Source organism: Acinetobacter amyesii (assembly GCF_023499985.1).
Classification (GTDB): domain Bacteria; phylum Pseudomonadota; class Gammaproteobacteria; order Pseudomonadales; family Moraxellaceae; genus Acinetobacter; species Acinetobacter amyesii.
In genome coordinates, this window is record NZ_JAMCOU010000036.1 from 1 (window position 1) to 14,234 (window position 14,234).

The 14,234-nt window shown below is 43.3% G+C and carries 13 protein-coding genes; all 13 read right to left on the bottom strand.

Annotation, left to right across the window (positions count from 1 at the left end):
* Positions 1-41: 41 nt before the first annotated feature.
* Positions 42-455, bottom strand: coding sequence for a cation transporter (locus M5F03_RS13520; protein ID WP_249708600.1), 414 nt, complete (start codon positions 453-455; stop codon positions 42-44).
* 213 nt (positions 456-668) lie between these two features.
* Positions 669-2,072, bottom strand: a complete 1,404-nt coding sequence (locus M5F03_RS13525) for an amino acid permease (protein WP_249708601.1) — start codon at positions 2,070-2,072, stop codon at positions 669-671.
* Positions 2,073-2,285: 213 nt separating this feature from the next.
* A complete protein-coding gene (locus M5F03_RS13530) occupies positions 2,286-2,924 on the bottom strand; it encodes an ATP-binding cassette domain-containing protein (RefSeq protein ID WP_249708602.1) in 639 nt (212 codons plus the stop codon).
* Complete coding sequence (gene modB / locus M5F03_RS13535; RefSeq protein WP_180009449.1) at positions 2,911-3,609, bottom strand: molybdate ABC transporter permease subunit; 699 nt, start codon at positions 3,607-3,609, stop codon at positions 2,911-2,913. Before modB ends, M5F03_RS13530 begins: the two co-directional genes overlap by 14 nt.
* 3 nt (positions 3,610-3,612) lie before the next feature.
* A complete protein-coding gene (gene modA / locus M5F03_RS13540; RefSeq protein ID WP_249708603.1) occupies positions 3,613-4,374 on the bottom strand; it encodes a molybdate ABC transporter substrate-binding protein in 762 nt (253 codons plus the stop codon).
* Between the two features lie 9 nt (positions 4,375-4,383).
* Complete coding sequence (locus M5F03_RS13545; RefSeq protein WP_249708604.1) at positions 4,384-5,634, bottom strand: molybdopterin molybdotransferase MoeA; 1,251 nt, start codon at positions 5,632-5,634, stop codon at positions 4,384-4,386.
* A complete protein-coding gene (gene moaCB / locus M5F03_RS13550; RefSeq protein ID WP_249708605.1) occupies positions 5,631-6,554 on the bottom strand; it encodes a bifunctional molybdenum cofactor biosynthesis protein MoaC/MoaB in 924 nt (307 codons plus the stop codon). The genes M5F03_RS13545 and moaCB overlap by 4 nt, the downstream gene beginning before the upstream one ends.
* A 51-nt stretch (positions 6,555-6,605) precedes the next feature.
* On the bottom strand, positions 6,606-7,172 hold the full coding sequence (locus M5F03_RS13555) for a molybdenum cofactor biosynthesis protein MoaE (protein ID WP_111884674.1): 567 nt from the start codon (positions 7,170-7,172) through the stop codon (positions 6,606-6,608).
* Positions 7,173-7,174: 2 nt separating this feature from the next.
* A complete protein-coding gene (locus tag M5F03_RS13560) occupies positions 7,175-7,426 on the bottom strand; it encodes a MoaD/ThiS family protein (RefSeq protein ID WP_180011191.1) in 252 nt (83 codons plus the stop codon).
* Positions 7,427-7,428: 2 nt separating this feature from the next.
* The gene (gene moaA / locus M5F03_RS13565; protein WP_249708606.1) at positions 7,429-8,466 is read right to left on the bottom strand and encodes a GTP 3',8-cyclase MoaA; all 1,038 of its coding nucleotides are present in this window, start codon (positions 8,464-8,466) and stop codon (positions 7,429-7,431) included.
* 356 nt (positions 8,467-8,822) lie between these two features.
* Positions 8,823-9,446 carry a molybdenum cofactor guanylyltransferase gene (gene mobA / locus M5F03_RS13570; protein WP_372491151.1) on the bottom strand — a complete coding sequence of 208 codons (624 nt, stop codon included), beginning with the start codon at positions 9,444-9,446 and terminating at the stop codon, positions 8,823-8,825.
* Positions 9,446-12,238 (bottom strand): molybdopterin-dependent oxidoreductase, encoded by a 2,793-nt coding sequence (locus M5F03_RS13575; protein ID WP_249708607.1) that lies wholly within the window; start codon positions 12,236-12,238, stop codon positions 9,446-9,448. The genes mobA and M5F03_RS13575 overlap by 1 nt, the downstream gene beginning before the upstream one ends.
* 226 nt (positions 12,239-12,464) lie before the next feature.
* Positions 12,465-14,075 carry a nitrite reductase small subunit NirD gene (nirD, locus tag M5F03_RS13580; protein ID WP_249708608.1) on the bottom strand — a complete coding sequence of 537 codons (1,611 nt, stop codon included), beginning with the start codon at positions 14,073-14,075 and terminating at the stop codon, positions 12,465-12,467.
* Positions 14,076-14,234: the final 159 nt, after the last annotated feature.

Consider the following 14,234-nt stretch of genomic DNA (forward strand, 5'->3'; position numbering starts at 1 on the left):
CCCACTCATTTATTAAAAAAAAGTGGCGGGAATGTTTTAGACTATCCCGCCATTAGCGGGGCATAAACAGGAGGAAGTGTTTGCAGGAAGAGATCAGGCGCTTGATAAAGATTCTTCCAAACAAATTTTGGCGTATATTCAAAGCTCTGATGTGCAATAAAAAGAATCGCTTGTTGATTTTGCACAATCAAATGCGTCATAGACGGCAAATACTGTTGATAATCTTCACCGAGTTGCAGATCACTTGCGGTATTTTTGTCTAGTTTGCTACTTGATTCAGATGCTTGATGCAACGAATGCTGTGGATTGGTTTCACTGCTGACGCATAAGGTATTTTGATGATGACCAAAATGATAGCTTTGAACAACTTGGGTTTGCTCTTCATGCACACAGAAAGCGGCTGCCCGTTCCAAAGGGTTTGGAACATGAACAATCCGACTAAGACTGTTATCCATGTCGCAGAACGCATATTGCATCAATCAAGAAAATTTTAACGATTATAAAGCTTGGAGTCAGTCGAAGGTCAAGTGAATCTTTGAATTTGTCTTAAAAATGGATTGCCATAGGGATATAACCTAACCCATTCGCCTTAATCCCCTTACATGGCACATTCTAAAGATTATCCATTGGTTCACGTTTACGATTTTTTATCAGCGATACCTTTATTTTTAATTCAGTTCGGAATCATTCTTCAACTTAGCTTTTCTTGTCACCACTATGCCGCAGAGCACCACCAATGTCGTAACACCTAAAGATAATGAAGTCTCATAACTGTAGGCTGGAGATAAAAACATATAGATCAGCACACTTAAAATCACAATAATGACGGCCCATGTCAGCCATGGAAATAGCCACATTTTAAACGCAACCTCAGTTCCATTTTTTTCGATTTGTGTTCTCAATTTAAGCTGTGAAAATGCAATCACTAAATAAACCAATAAGGCAATTGAACCTGTTGTAGACAGTAAAAATCCAAATACTTGGCCTGGAAATAAATAATTGACTGCACAGCAAATTAATCCCACTACAGACGATGCCAATACTGCAATTGCTGGCACGCCAGAGGCATTAATTGATGTGACCCATTGAGGTGCTTCTTTGCGTGTCCCCAATGAAAATAGCATCCTTGATGAACTATAAAGTGCAGCATTCATACAACTTGCAACCGCAATAAAGACCACACTATCAATAATCAATTTTGATTGAGGGACATTTAAACTGACCAAGACATATTGGAAGGTGCCTAATTGTTGTAATTGCGGTGAACGCCAATCGACCAATGCAACCGTTATAAAAATTGAAACCACAAAAAATAAGATGACCCGATACAACACTAAATTGGTTGCGCGTTTAATTTTTTGCTCAGGATCTTTTGATTCTGCTGCAGCGATCGATAAAATTTCTACACCAAAGAATGAAAATGCTGAAATCAATATTGCTGAAAGCACGCCACCCAGACCATTTGGCATAAATCCATCATTTTTGAATAGATTTTCTACACCACTCACTTCAGGTGCTAAGGGCCAAAATCCAAATATTGCGGTGAGTCCAATGCCGATAAAAATTACAATAGCCAAGACTTTTATCAGAGAAAACCAAAATTCAAACTCACCAAAACTCCGAGTACTAAAAAAGTTCGCTAAACTGAGAAGCACAATAAAGAATGTCGCAAATACAGCACTTGATATTGAAGGAAACCATGCATGCAGAATTTCTGCACCAGCGATTGCTTCAATTGGAATAACTAAAACCCAAAACCACCAATATAACCATCCGATGGTAAAACCCGCCCAAGGCCCAATGGCTTTTCTTGCATAGGTTGAAAATGAGCCGGTGTCAGGTTGGGCTACAGCCATTTCTCCCAACATTCGCATGATTAAAAAAACCAAAATACTGGTAGTAATATAAGCAAGAACGGCGGCAGGCCCTGCTTTTGCAATCGCAGCAGATGATCCAACAAACAGTCCAGCACCAATTACACCACCAATACTGATCATTGTAATATGCCGATTAGATAGCCCTGCACCCAGTTTTGCAGTTGAATTATGTGTGGCTAAGCTATCATCATGCATCGATTAGATTCCCTGTCTGCACGGTCAGTCGTACAAATCATTATTTCCAAGATCATTAGGAATAAAAAAGGGAAAACGCTGTGTTCTCCCTTGTTTTGTAACAATTTAATCTAGAAAATGAGTTTTTCATAGTTCTAATCAAAACTTTAAGATGCAGCTTAATACCATTTTTTCATCTAATTCACTGTTATTACTTATATAATTTATATTTATTTAAAAACTTATTTGACCATTTTCTAGATACAAAATATGGGCTTTTAAATAATCTAACTCATCGCCATGATGCGTAACATATATCATCGGCAGCGCCAACTGTTCTTTCACCGTGTTTAAAAATGGCATTATTTGATCTTTCAGCCTGCGGTCCAGTCCTGTCAGCGGTTCATCTAACAGCAGTAAGTCAGGCTGTGACAGCAATGCGCGTCCTATGGAAACGCGCTGCGCCTCACCGCCAGAAAGTTCATGCGCCCGCCGTTTGAGCAGTGGCTGTAACTCAAGCAGATTAGTCACTTGCTCAAATTTAAATTTCGCATTTTCCTGAGCGCCTAAGTTCTCCGCATATTGCAGATTTTGCTGCACATTCATATGCGGAAAAAGCCATGCTTTTTGAAAAATCAGCGCAATACTGCGTTGATGCATCGGCACGTTAATCTTCTGCGCCGTATCGAACACATCACGCTGATTCAGCGATATATAACCTTGCTGCGGCTGCAGCAAACCAACCAAATTTTTCAGCAGCGTAGACTTGCCGCTGCCTGATGGCCCCATAATGCCAAGCAGCTGTTCTTGCATCTGCAGCCGAGCCTGCAATTGAAAATCTGCATATTGAAACTGAAAATCACACTGAAGCATGGCCGGCTCCGAGTTTTCGCTGATAGCGCTGTAAAATATAATAATTGGCAATCAATGCGCCAAAAGCCGCCAGCAGTGAAAGGATCACTAAACGCATTGCGGATTCTTCGCCATTGGGCTGCTGTATCAGCGAATAGATAGCAATTGGAATGGTTCGGGTTTCATCAGGAATATTACCCACAAAGGTAATGGTTGCGCCAAATTCGCCTAAACTTCGGCTAAATCCTAAAATGCTCCCGATTAAAATGCCCGGCAATGCCAGCGGCAGGCTAATTGATGCAAATACCCGTAACGGATGCGCGCCTAGTGAGCCTGCAACCTGCTCCAGCTGCTGATTAATCATTTGAAAAGACAAACGGATCGGCTGCACAATCAGCGGAAATGACACAATCATGGATGCTAAAACGGCGCCTTTCCAATTAAAAGCCAGTTGAATGCCCCATTCATTGAGCAGCTTGCCGATCCAGCCATTTGAACCAAACAGCACCAATAGCAGATAACCTAAAACCACCGGCGGCAGCACCATCGGCATTTGTAACAGCGCTTCGACTAAAAATTTCAAATGAAACTCATAGCGCGCCAGCACCCAAGCCAGCCCAATAGCAAATGGCAAGCAAAATACAGTGGCGCAAACGGCAACCTTAGCCGACAGAAACAAGGCGCTCCACTCTTCTGGGCTGAGCATGCTTTAGCCTTTCACACCAAAGCCATAATGCTTAAAAAGCATTTTGCTTTGCGCATGGTCTTTAAGATAACGGTAAAACTTCACGGCCTCAGGTTTAGCTGCGCCTTGATGTGTTAAAGCCAATGGATAAATGATCGGTTGATGAGTATGATTTGGAAAAATCCCGGCTATTTTAACTTTAGAACTGATCAGCGCATCGGTACGGTAAACAATCCCCACTTGGCACTCACCGCGTTCAACAAAAGCCAAAGCCGATCGTACATCATCTGTCCCGACAATCCTTCCATTCAAACTTGATAGCCAGCCCAACTTGGTTAGGCTTTGTTTGGCATATTTTCCAGCAGGTACAGACTCCATTTGCCCTGTACATAAGTGACCTTTGAATGCCTTGGCAAAATTAAACTGCGGCACGGCTTTAAATTGCATATTCACCGCTTTAGGCGTAATCAGCACCAAATCATTACTTAGCATGTTGAATACTTGCTTTGCAGGTATTTTCTGTTTTTGCATCAAATAATTCATCCAGTCCACATCTGCTGAAAAATACAAATCACTTGGCGCACCGGCTTCAATTTGTTTGGCTAAAGCAGATGACGCGCCAAATACCGGTACAATTTTGATGTCTGGATTCTGTGCCTGATATTGCTTTGCAATATCGCTGATAGCATTGCTTAAACTGGCTGCAGCATAAATTTTGACTGTTTCCGCCTGAGATGCGCCAGCAATGAAGCTCAGTCCTAGTGCTAAAATAAATTTGAATCGCATAGCAAACTCCTAATGCTGAATAAATACGCCTTGAAGAATTTTTCCTGCTTGCACAGACTGCCCTGCAGGAATCCGAACAATGCAATTGGCTTGCATTAAATTGCTCAACATATGCGACTGCTGTTTAGACAGGCTGGTTAGTTGAAGCTTGCCTTGCTTATCAAAGTGCGCCGACATTCTTAAAAACCGCTCACGTGCATCTGCTTTTAGGTCATGTGTCATGACTGCGCTGAACCAGTCCAGCGCAGGTGTTTGACCTTGTAGGGCTTTCAATAATCTATCTGTATAAATTTGCATGCCGACATAGACTGCAGCGGGGTTGCCCGGCAGTCCGAGTAAATAACAGGAACTGCTGTCAGGACGTCGATATTGTGCAAACAGCATCGGTTTGCTGGGTTTTTGTTTCACTTTCCAGAAAATTTGCTGAAAACCGATGTCCAAGGCTGCCGGCCGAACAAAATCATAATCACCGACAGATACGCCGCCAGTCGTTAAAATTAAATCAAAGCTGTCTTTTAAACGGTTGAATAAATCTAAAACCGCCTGTTTTTCATCTGCAATATGAATCACTTCAACTTGGACGTGCTGCGAATGAAACCATACTAAAATCAGCGGCGCATTGGCATCAAATATTTTACCTGCACGGTAATCTTCTATATTTTGCGCAACTTCATCACCTGTAATTACGACCGCAATTTTCGGATAGGCAAAAACTTCGCAGTGTGAAATACCAGCCATACTGAGCGCTGCAATTGATCCAACCGTCAGCTTTTGACCACGCGCTGCTAAACATTGTCCAAATGAAATTTCCTCACCTGCATCTCGAATATCTGCATGCGGGCTTAAGGCTGCAGTCAGTTCAATCTGCTGTCTATCCGCCTTTACAATTTCTTGCCGCGCTACAGTTGCCGTGCCTTCAGGTATCTGCGCGCCGGTAAATATGCGGACAGCTTGCCCTGCTTTTAAGCTTATTTCAGCCGTTTGCCCTGCGCGGATTTCTCCAATCAGCTTAAATTGCGCGCCGGGTTTAATTTCACCCGCTGCGCAAATGGCATAGCCATCCACTGCGCTTTGCGCAAATAAAGGCAGCTGAATTGGTGAATGCACATCTGCCGCCAAATAACGGCCTAAAGTGTGCTGAAGCGCCAAAGTTTCATGCGCTAAACTTTGCGTATGTGTCTGAATCAGCGTAAGCGCTTCGTCCACTGAAATCAGTCCAGCCTCGGCCCCGCAGCCTGCGTGCAATACGGCTTGGTTCATTGGTAGCCTCCTGCATGCGGAATATTCTTCTGCACATCAAATAGATGCACCAAGGCAGGTAAAATGGCAATCAATGATTCTTTTGCGCCTTGTCTGCTGCCCGGCAGTGTAATGACTAAACTGTCATCAATATAGCCGGCAACACCGCGGCTAAGGGCCGCATAAGGGGTGCGTTTCTGCCCAAAACTGCGGGATGCTTCCATCAGCCCTGGAATTTCCCGTTTTAACAGCGGCTGAATGGTTTCAACGGTTAAATCTTTCTGGCCTAGACCTGTACCGCCCACGGTCAAAATCAGCGGATACTGCGTCTTATGCTGTTCAATAAGAGCCAAAAGCTGTTTAGGACTGTCCGGTATCACTTGATAGCTGATGTTGCTGAAGTTTGCTTCTTCTAAAATTTCGAGGACATTTTGCCCTGCAGTATCTGATTTTTTACCGGCAGCAACCGTATCTGAAAGCACAATAATCGACGCCGATAAGCTTTCTTTCAATACACGGGTAAAATGTGATTTACCGCCTTTTTTCTTTTGCAGTTTCACCTGATCTAGGCATAAATCTTCAGGCTCACAGTGCGGTTTCAGCATGTCATACAGCGTTAAACCGGCAAGACTGACCGCAGTTAATGCTTCCATTTCCACACCCGTTGGGCCAATGGTTTCGACCACAGCACTGATTTCGACATGCGCCTCAAATAATTCATATTCGACATCTGCACGGTAGATCGGCAGCGGATGACACAGCGGAATGAGTTCATCCGTGCGTTTTGCGCCCAATATACCTGCAATCCGTGCGGTTTTCAGCGCATCGCCTTTTTCTGTATTGCCATTACGCAGCAGTTCAATGCAATGTGGCGGCGCATGCAGAATTCCAGTTGCAATGGCTGTACGGTAACTTTCAGCTTTCATGCCCACATTTTTCATTGCTTTGTCCTTATCTTATTCATTTGCGTCTGCAGTATTAAATTTGGAGTTTTATAGGTGCCATTGGTAAATATTGGCGTTCAAATGCATGGTCTGATGGCTGTTTTGATGTGCATGTTCACATGACTCGCCATGAATATGAGCATGCTGCGCTGCATGACTTGTCGCCTTGGGCACATGATCTTTACGAATACAGCAGCCCTCTACATATTGGCTGCTGCCGTCCATATAAAACTCTTCTTTCCAGACCGGAACTTCATGCTTAACCCGCTCAACCGCTTCTTCGCAGGCAGCAAAAGCCTCACGTCGGTGCGGCGCATAGGCCATGGCGATAATGGCGGTATCACCGACCTGCAGCGCGCCAATACGGTGTACAACCCGTACATATGACACGCCGTATTTGGCTTGAATTTCCTGTTCAATTTGCTGGATCATTTTTTCAGCCACAGGCGCATAAGCGGTATATTTCAAAGCTTTTACCGCTTTGCCTTCATGGTGATTACGCACCGCGCCTATAAATACACCTATACCGCCGCATTCAGGAAATGCCTTAATGCTGTCAAAATCGGCTTGGCTGAATACCGTGTCTTGTATGCGTGAAATATACTTGAGCTCCATATTCAGCCTCCCGCCACAGGTGACAACAGCACAACGGTGCTGTCCTGCATCAATGCGGTTTGCCTTGGCACAATGTCTTCTCCCATAGCGCAGGCGCAGCGTTCAAGCATGCTGAACGACTCCGGAAATTGATCTGTAACTTGCTGCAAAACCTCTGCAATCGACTGCTGTGCGAAGCAAGTCAGACTCAAATTCTCTGGCAGCAGGCGTTCAATAGCGCCAAAAGATTCTATTTTGATGGTGATATGAGTCATCTTTAACCTCCAATCATATGCATGCTGATTTTTCTAGATGGACTGGATTGAGCTGTTATGGCATGAAAGCCTTGCTCCTTCTGCCAAATATAACTGCCTAATTTTTGCTGCAAAGCCATTGCATCGAGCGGCATTAACTCTGTTGTTTTACTGCTTTTCAGCTGTTGAATTTCATGGCTGAGATTTAAACCTTTTCGGGCAAACAGGCAGTTAAAAAACTCGCCTTGCGCATTCAGTCTTAGACGGTCGCAGCTGCCGCAAAAAGAATTGCTGATGGTTGAAATAATACCTAGAGGCAAGCCGTTGATTAAGTAAGATCTGGCTGGTGACGCACCTTGACCGTGCACTGTTTGCACTTCAAAAACAGTATTGAGTTTATCCAGTATGTTTTGTTCGGTAACGACCGCAGCTTTAGACCAGTTTTGATCGCCATCCAGCGGCATAAACTCGATAAACCGTAGTTCGAAACCTTTTTGCAGCGCCCATTTTGCTAATGGAATGATTTGCTGTTCATTCAAGCCTTTGATTAACACGGAATTGATTTTGATTTCAAATCCCGCTTGCTGAGCTGCTTCAATTCCATCTAATACAGGCTGTAATTGTTTTTGTGTCAGCTGGAAAAATTGCGCTTCATCCAAACTGTCTAAGCTGATATTTATGCCATCTAAGCCGGCTTGTTTTAAGGCCTGTGCATATTGCTTCAGATAATGTCCATTGGTTGTCATGGAAATACGTTTAAGGCCTAGCTTTCTTAAGTGCTGCAGCTGTTCAATAAAATGTACAACGCCTTGACGCATGAGCGGTTCGCCGCCCGTGATCCGGATCTGATCAATCCCGCGCAGCACCATAAACTCACAAAAATTGTAAAGTGATTCAAAACTAAGAAGATTATGTTTTTTCATCCATTCAGGATGTTCAGGCATACAATAGACACATTTAAAATTACAGCGGTCTGTCACTGAAATGCGCAATTTGCGTTTTTCACGGCCAAACTGATCCTTAAAAATGGTCGCTGGCTGTAATTGTGTCATGCTGTTCATGTTTATCTTCCATGGTGCTGTCATTTGCCCTGTCTTAGCTCAGTACAAATTTTGCGCCCTCTTTTCTTGCAGTAAAAATTGCAATAAGTGTTCCAACTTTGCGCTTTTTTGAATATTTATTTCAGAGGATTTGGTTTGTTTTTTTGACACACAAAATCAATAACTTATAAATAACTAATAGCAATTAAAAATATAAATTGCCGTTAAGCCCATTATTTAAGGTATAAAAGCAGTCTGTTTTATCTCTAGATATCATGCTCAAAAGCTTCATATTGGCTGTAGATTTTCTCTCTGGGTTCAAAAACAGCACATTAGGCTCATTATTTGAAATGAAAGCTCCGCAAAAGGTACAGCTTTTAGAGAAAATTCAGCTGACGGTGCTGCTGCAGCTCATCTAGAGAGTTAATGCTGTGAAAAAAGAGTGCATTATTTTGAAAACGTGCAACTTGCATGTGCATTTTACTAAAACACCCCTTCAAACTGCGCTGTTTTTGATCAAGATGCACCTGCAGCATTGTGAGACTGCTTCGTTTCAGCAAACAAAATGGATACAGCGCTTTGCCATTAATTTCCACTACAGCTACTTCACACAAGGGATCCCGCTGCATGGCCTGATGCAATCTCGAAAGCACTTTCTTCGGGATATAGGTCACATCGCACGGGACAAACAAAACATAATCAGACTCAACATGTGACCACGCGCTTTTCATCCCCATCAATGGCCCTAAAAATCCGGCTTCATCATCTTGATAAAAGCGGATCGAGGGAATGAGCCGTTTATAAATCGAATGATCGCGATGGCTGTTGATCCAGACATTTTCAGCCCGTGATTTCAACTGCTGATGGATCTTAATCAGCTGAATTTCATTATCAAATTTTTGCAGCACTTTATTCATGCCGTTCATTCTGCGGGCCTGACCGCCCGACAAAATAACCAAGTCTGTTTCTGGATAGCCTATTGATTTGGTGATTTTCTTCATCATTCTGCGTACTCCGTCTGACAGGCTTTAATTAAGCCTCGAATTTCTGATAAGCACGAACCGCAATTGCCGCCAGCCTTTAAACATGCAGTAACTTGTTTTTCATGGGTAATATTCTTTTCTTTAATGGTTTCGATAATGGTATTTTTACCGACTTTAAAGCAGCTGCACACCAGCGGACCTGCACTGTTGGTCATGTTCATCGGCTGACCTGCAAGCAGCGCTTTGCGGTGCATTGCGCTTAGTCGTTCACGCTTAAACATGCCAGCAATCCAATCACGGTCTGGCAGCATAGAGCGTTGCGCAATATATAGACTGGCAATTAAATGCCCATCTTGCAGCACCACGGTATGACTCAAATCAGCAGTTTGATCTTCCAAATTCAGCCATTCAAAGCTTTCATCGGTAAATGGCAGTAATGTTTTCAGCTGCTGAACCGTGTTTCTAAATTTTTTACGATCGGCCAACTCAAAACGTGTCGCTTTCGCTGTTTTAATTTTGGTCCACCACACCGTGTTTTGAATGGTGTTTTGCACCATTTGCTCAAAGCCGTCACGTACATACAGTACACCTTGCCACTGTGTATAAAACGGCTGTACAAATACCGGCGTATGTTTAAATTCAGGCTCACCAGATAGTGAATCGACCACAGGATTCACCACTTTGCCTATACGCGCATCCGATGCGACTTGGTCATTCCAATGAATTGGCGCAAAGATTTGACCGCGTCGAATTTTACTGCTGACCTGTGCACGTAAAATACATAAGCCCCAGTTAGATTTCACCTCAACCAGTTCACCATCTTTAACACCAAACTTCAGTGCATCTTGCGGGTGTATTTCACAAAATGGTTCGGCGATATGTGTACTCAAGTTTGCAGATAAACCCGTACGGCTCATGGTGTGCCATTGATCACGGATACGGCCAGTATTTAAAACCAGCGGATATTCGCCGCAAATCTTGTTCAAAGGGTCAATAGCGGTTGTTGCGACAAACTTAGCTTTGGCATCGGCATGGCTGAATTGGCCCGCTGCAAACAAACGGCTGACTGCATCAGCACTCTGATCTAACTGCCAAACTGGCCATTGCACGGGCTTTAATTCAGCATAATCTTGTGCAGATAACTTACTTAAACCCTGCAAGTTAAAGTAGCGAAAAGACTCAGTTGTATCACGTTGATCTAAAGGCGCATTTTGATAAGCAGATAATTTTGCATGTTCAATAAAAATGTCATAGCTGCTGCTGTAGTCAAAACCGCTATAACCCATCTTTTTCGCAACTTGTGCAATAGACCACCAATCTGCTTTGGCTTCACCCGGCGCATCTAAAAATGCAGTTTGACGTGAAATACGGCGTTCAGAATTGGTAACGGTTCCGTCTTTTTCACCCCAGCCCAATGCAGGTAAAAGCACATCTGCATATATTGCTGTGTCTGTGTCTTTGCAAATATCCGACACCACTACAAACTCGCATTGCTCTAAGGCACGTTTGACTTGATCTGCATCTGGCAAGCTAACTACAGGATTAGTAGCCATAATCCAGATGACTTTTATTTTGCCGCTTTCAACCGCCTGAAACAGATCAACCGCTTTTAATCCCGCTTTATTGGCAATAAATGGACTTTGCCAAAACGCTTGTACTAATGCCTGATGCGCTGTGTTATCGACATCTAAGTGCGCAGCCAGCATATTGGCTAAGCCGCCAACCTCGCGGCCACCCATTGCATTGGGCTGACCTGTCATAGAAAAAGGCGCTGCACCTAATTTTCCGATTTTGCCAGTCAGCAAATGGCAGTTAATAATACTGTTGGCTTTGTCTACACCGCGCGAAGACTGATTAACCCCCATCGAAAATAGCGACATAACTTTGTCAGTTTGCGCAAATTTTTCAAAAAATAGCTGTAATTTTTCTAAAGAAATACCTGTACGCTCAGCAACTGCTGTCATAGAAGCTTCTGTTTTACTTTGCTCCAGCGCTTGCGCCAAACCTTGAGTATGTTTGGTGATAAAATCTACATCACTATGATTATTTTGTACTAAATACTGCAGCAAACCGTTGAACAGTGCGACATCTTGCCCCGGTAAAATTGGCAAATGCAAATCTGCAGCCTCACAGGTACTGGTAAAGCGCGGATCAATGACCACCACGAACAAATCACGTTCTTCTTTGGCTTTCATAATGCGCTGATACAGCACGGGATGGCACCATGCTGTATTGGATCCGACCAGCACCACCATCTCTGTATGCTCAAAGTCTTCATAGCTTGCTGGTACAAGGTCTTCACCAAATGCACGCTTATGTGCCGCCACAGCCGATGACATGCAAAGCCGTGAATTGGTGTCAATATTTGCAGTACCTAAATAGCCTTTGACAAATTTGTTAACGGCATAGTAATCCTCCGTCAGCAGTTGGCCCGACACATAAAAAGCGATGCTTTCACGTCCGTAAAGATCTATACATTGCTGAAATTTTTCGGCAATCAGTGCTGTTGCTGTGTTCCAATCTGTAGCCTGACGAGTATGAAATGGTGATGTTTGACGCCCAAGCATCGGCTGTAAAACACGTGTTTCTAATCCAATCGTATCGGCTAAGTTACTGCCTTTAATGCACAGCTTGCCATAGTTTGATGGATGGTTCGCATCGCCAGTCACGCTTACTTTTTGCCCTAAAGCTGTCTGTTCAACTGTTGCGCTCACGCCGCAGCCGACACCGCAATATGGACAAGTGGTTTGCGTTGTTTTAATTTTATTTTCTGTGGAGCTATGCAGTTCCACTATCGGGATGCTATTCACTTCTGCTGGCTCCTTTTCCAATTCTAACGAGGTATTGCAATAATTTTTAATATTAGACTACTTGCATAAGTAGATTTTTAATCAACACTTAATTCATATAGGAAGTTCCCTCTCCTTTTAAAGGATGAGGAACATAGTTCCGCAAGTGGGAGAGGATTTATATGAAAAGCCCCCTCATCCTAACCTTCTCCCAGTGGGAGAAGGGACTTTCAAAATTAAAGACGCATCACCCTGCTTTCTTTAATGCAAAATCCTTACCAAACAGCAATTTGTTTCGGATACTTGAAATTGGAGTTTGATCTGAAATCAATTCTGCATACCATGCCCCGTCTTCAGTATCGCCAAACAGCACAGCACCAATCACTCTATCTTTTTGAATAATAATGCGTTTATAGATTTGGCGTTTTTCATCATTCAAAATAATGTCTTCAAAATCATCCAACGGTTCAAAGTTGCCTGCAGAAAAAACATCACAGCCGCTGACTTTTAACTGCGTCGGAACCGTAGGCGCTTTGAAGGTTAAGCTGCCATGTTCGGCCAAATGCGATGCACAAATGAATGCCTGTCCCCAAAGCGGTTCAACTAAACCGAAAGTTTGGCTTCGGTGTTCAATACATTCACCCACCGCATAAATACTCGGATCAAAAGTTTGCATGGTGTCATTCACCATGACACCGCGGCCGCAGCGCAGTCCTGCACTTTGCGCAAGCTCAATATTCGGACGAATACCCACCGCAAAAACCACAAGATCTGCATCTAAAACAGTACCGTCTTGCAAACGCAGCTGCTTCACATGGCCATCTTCACCCATCAACTCTTGGGTATTTGCTGCGGTCATGATTTTTATACCTTTTTGTTCAATCGCATGATTGAGCATTAAGCTGGCTTTTTCATCTAACTGACGGTCCATAATACGATCCATCAAATGCAGTACTGTGACATTCATGCTACGCTGTTTCAGGCCATACGCAGCCTCTAGGCCAAGTAAACCGCCGCCAATCACCACTGCATTTTGCTTAGATTTACAGTAATCCAGCATGCGGTTTACATCATAAATATCACGGAAGCTGAGAACACCTTTTAAGTCAGTTCCCGGTATAGGCGGAATAAATGGCTTAGAACCTGTCGCTAAAATCAGACGGTCATAATCGATGACCAAGCCTTTTTCTGTGTATACCTGCTTGCGCGGACGGTCTATGCGTACCGCCGCATCACCTGCTACAAAACGGATATTTTTGTCTTTATACCAAGCATGTGAATGCAGCATGATATCTTCAATGGTTTTATCACCTGAAAGCACAGGTGAAAGCATAATTCGGTTGTAATTACCCCAAGGTTCTTCACCAATGACCGTAATTTCATAACGCTCTGGCGCCATATCCAGCAGATCTTCTAAGCAACGCATACCTGCTAAGCCATTGCCGACCAAAACAAGTTTCATCAACTCAGACGATGGCGCGTTATTGGTAATATAGGTTTTTTGAGCAGTTGGACTAATCAGCACACGGCCATTTTCAATTTTGCTTGGAAAAACCAAGAGTTTTTGGTCTTTATCTTCTAAGCAGCGTCCAGTAGCAAGGCTGAAATGCTGTTTATAAATGGGTGATGCAACAACACGTTCACCCTGCAAGTCACCAATAATACCGCGGGACATAACATAGGCTTGGCTAAATGGGTCTTGATTGCTCAGTGCATAAACCCGCTTTTCTTCACCGACACGGAATATCGCAATTTGCTGATTTTCAATCAGTGCGCCCACACCTGTATTTGGCGTAATATCATCTAATGCACAAATATCAAACCAGTCTAAATCATTCATTTCTTTTAAAACTGTCATCTTTAAGTTCCTCTTATCATTCTTTAGCTTTATTAGATCTCTTACAGAAGTTCTTTTTATCCATAAATTCATTTAGATCTAAATTCCCTCTCCTTTTAGGAGAGGGTTAGGGAGAGGTATTTGTTAAAACTCTTCATCCTAGCCTTCTACCTGAGCCAT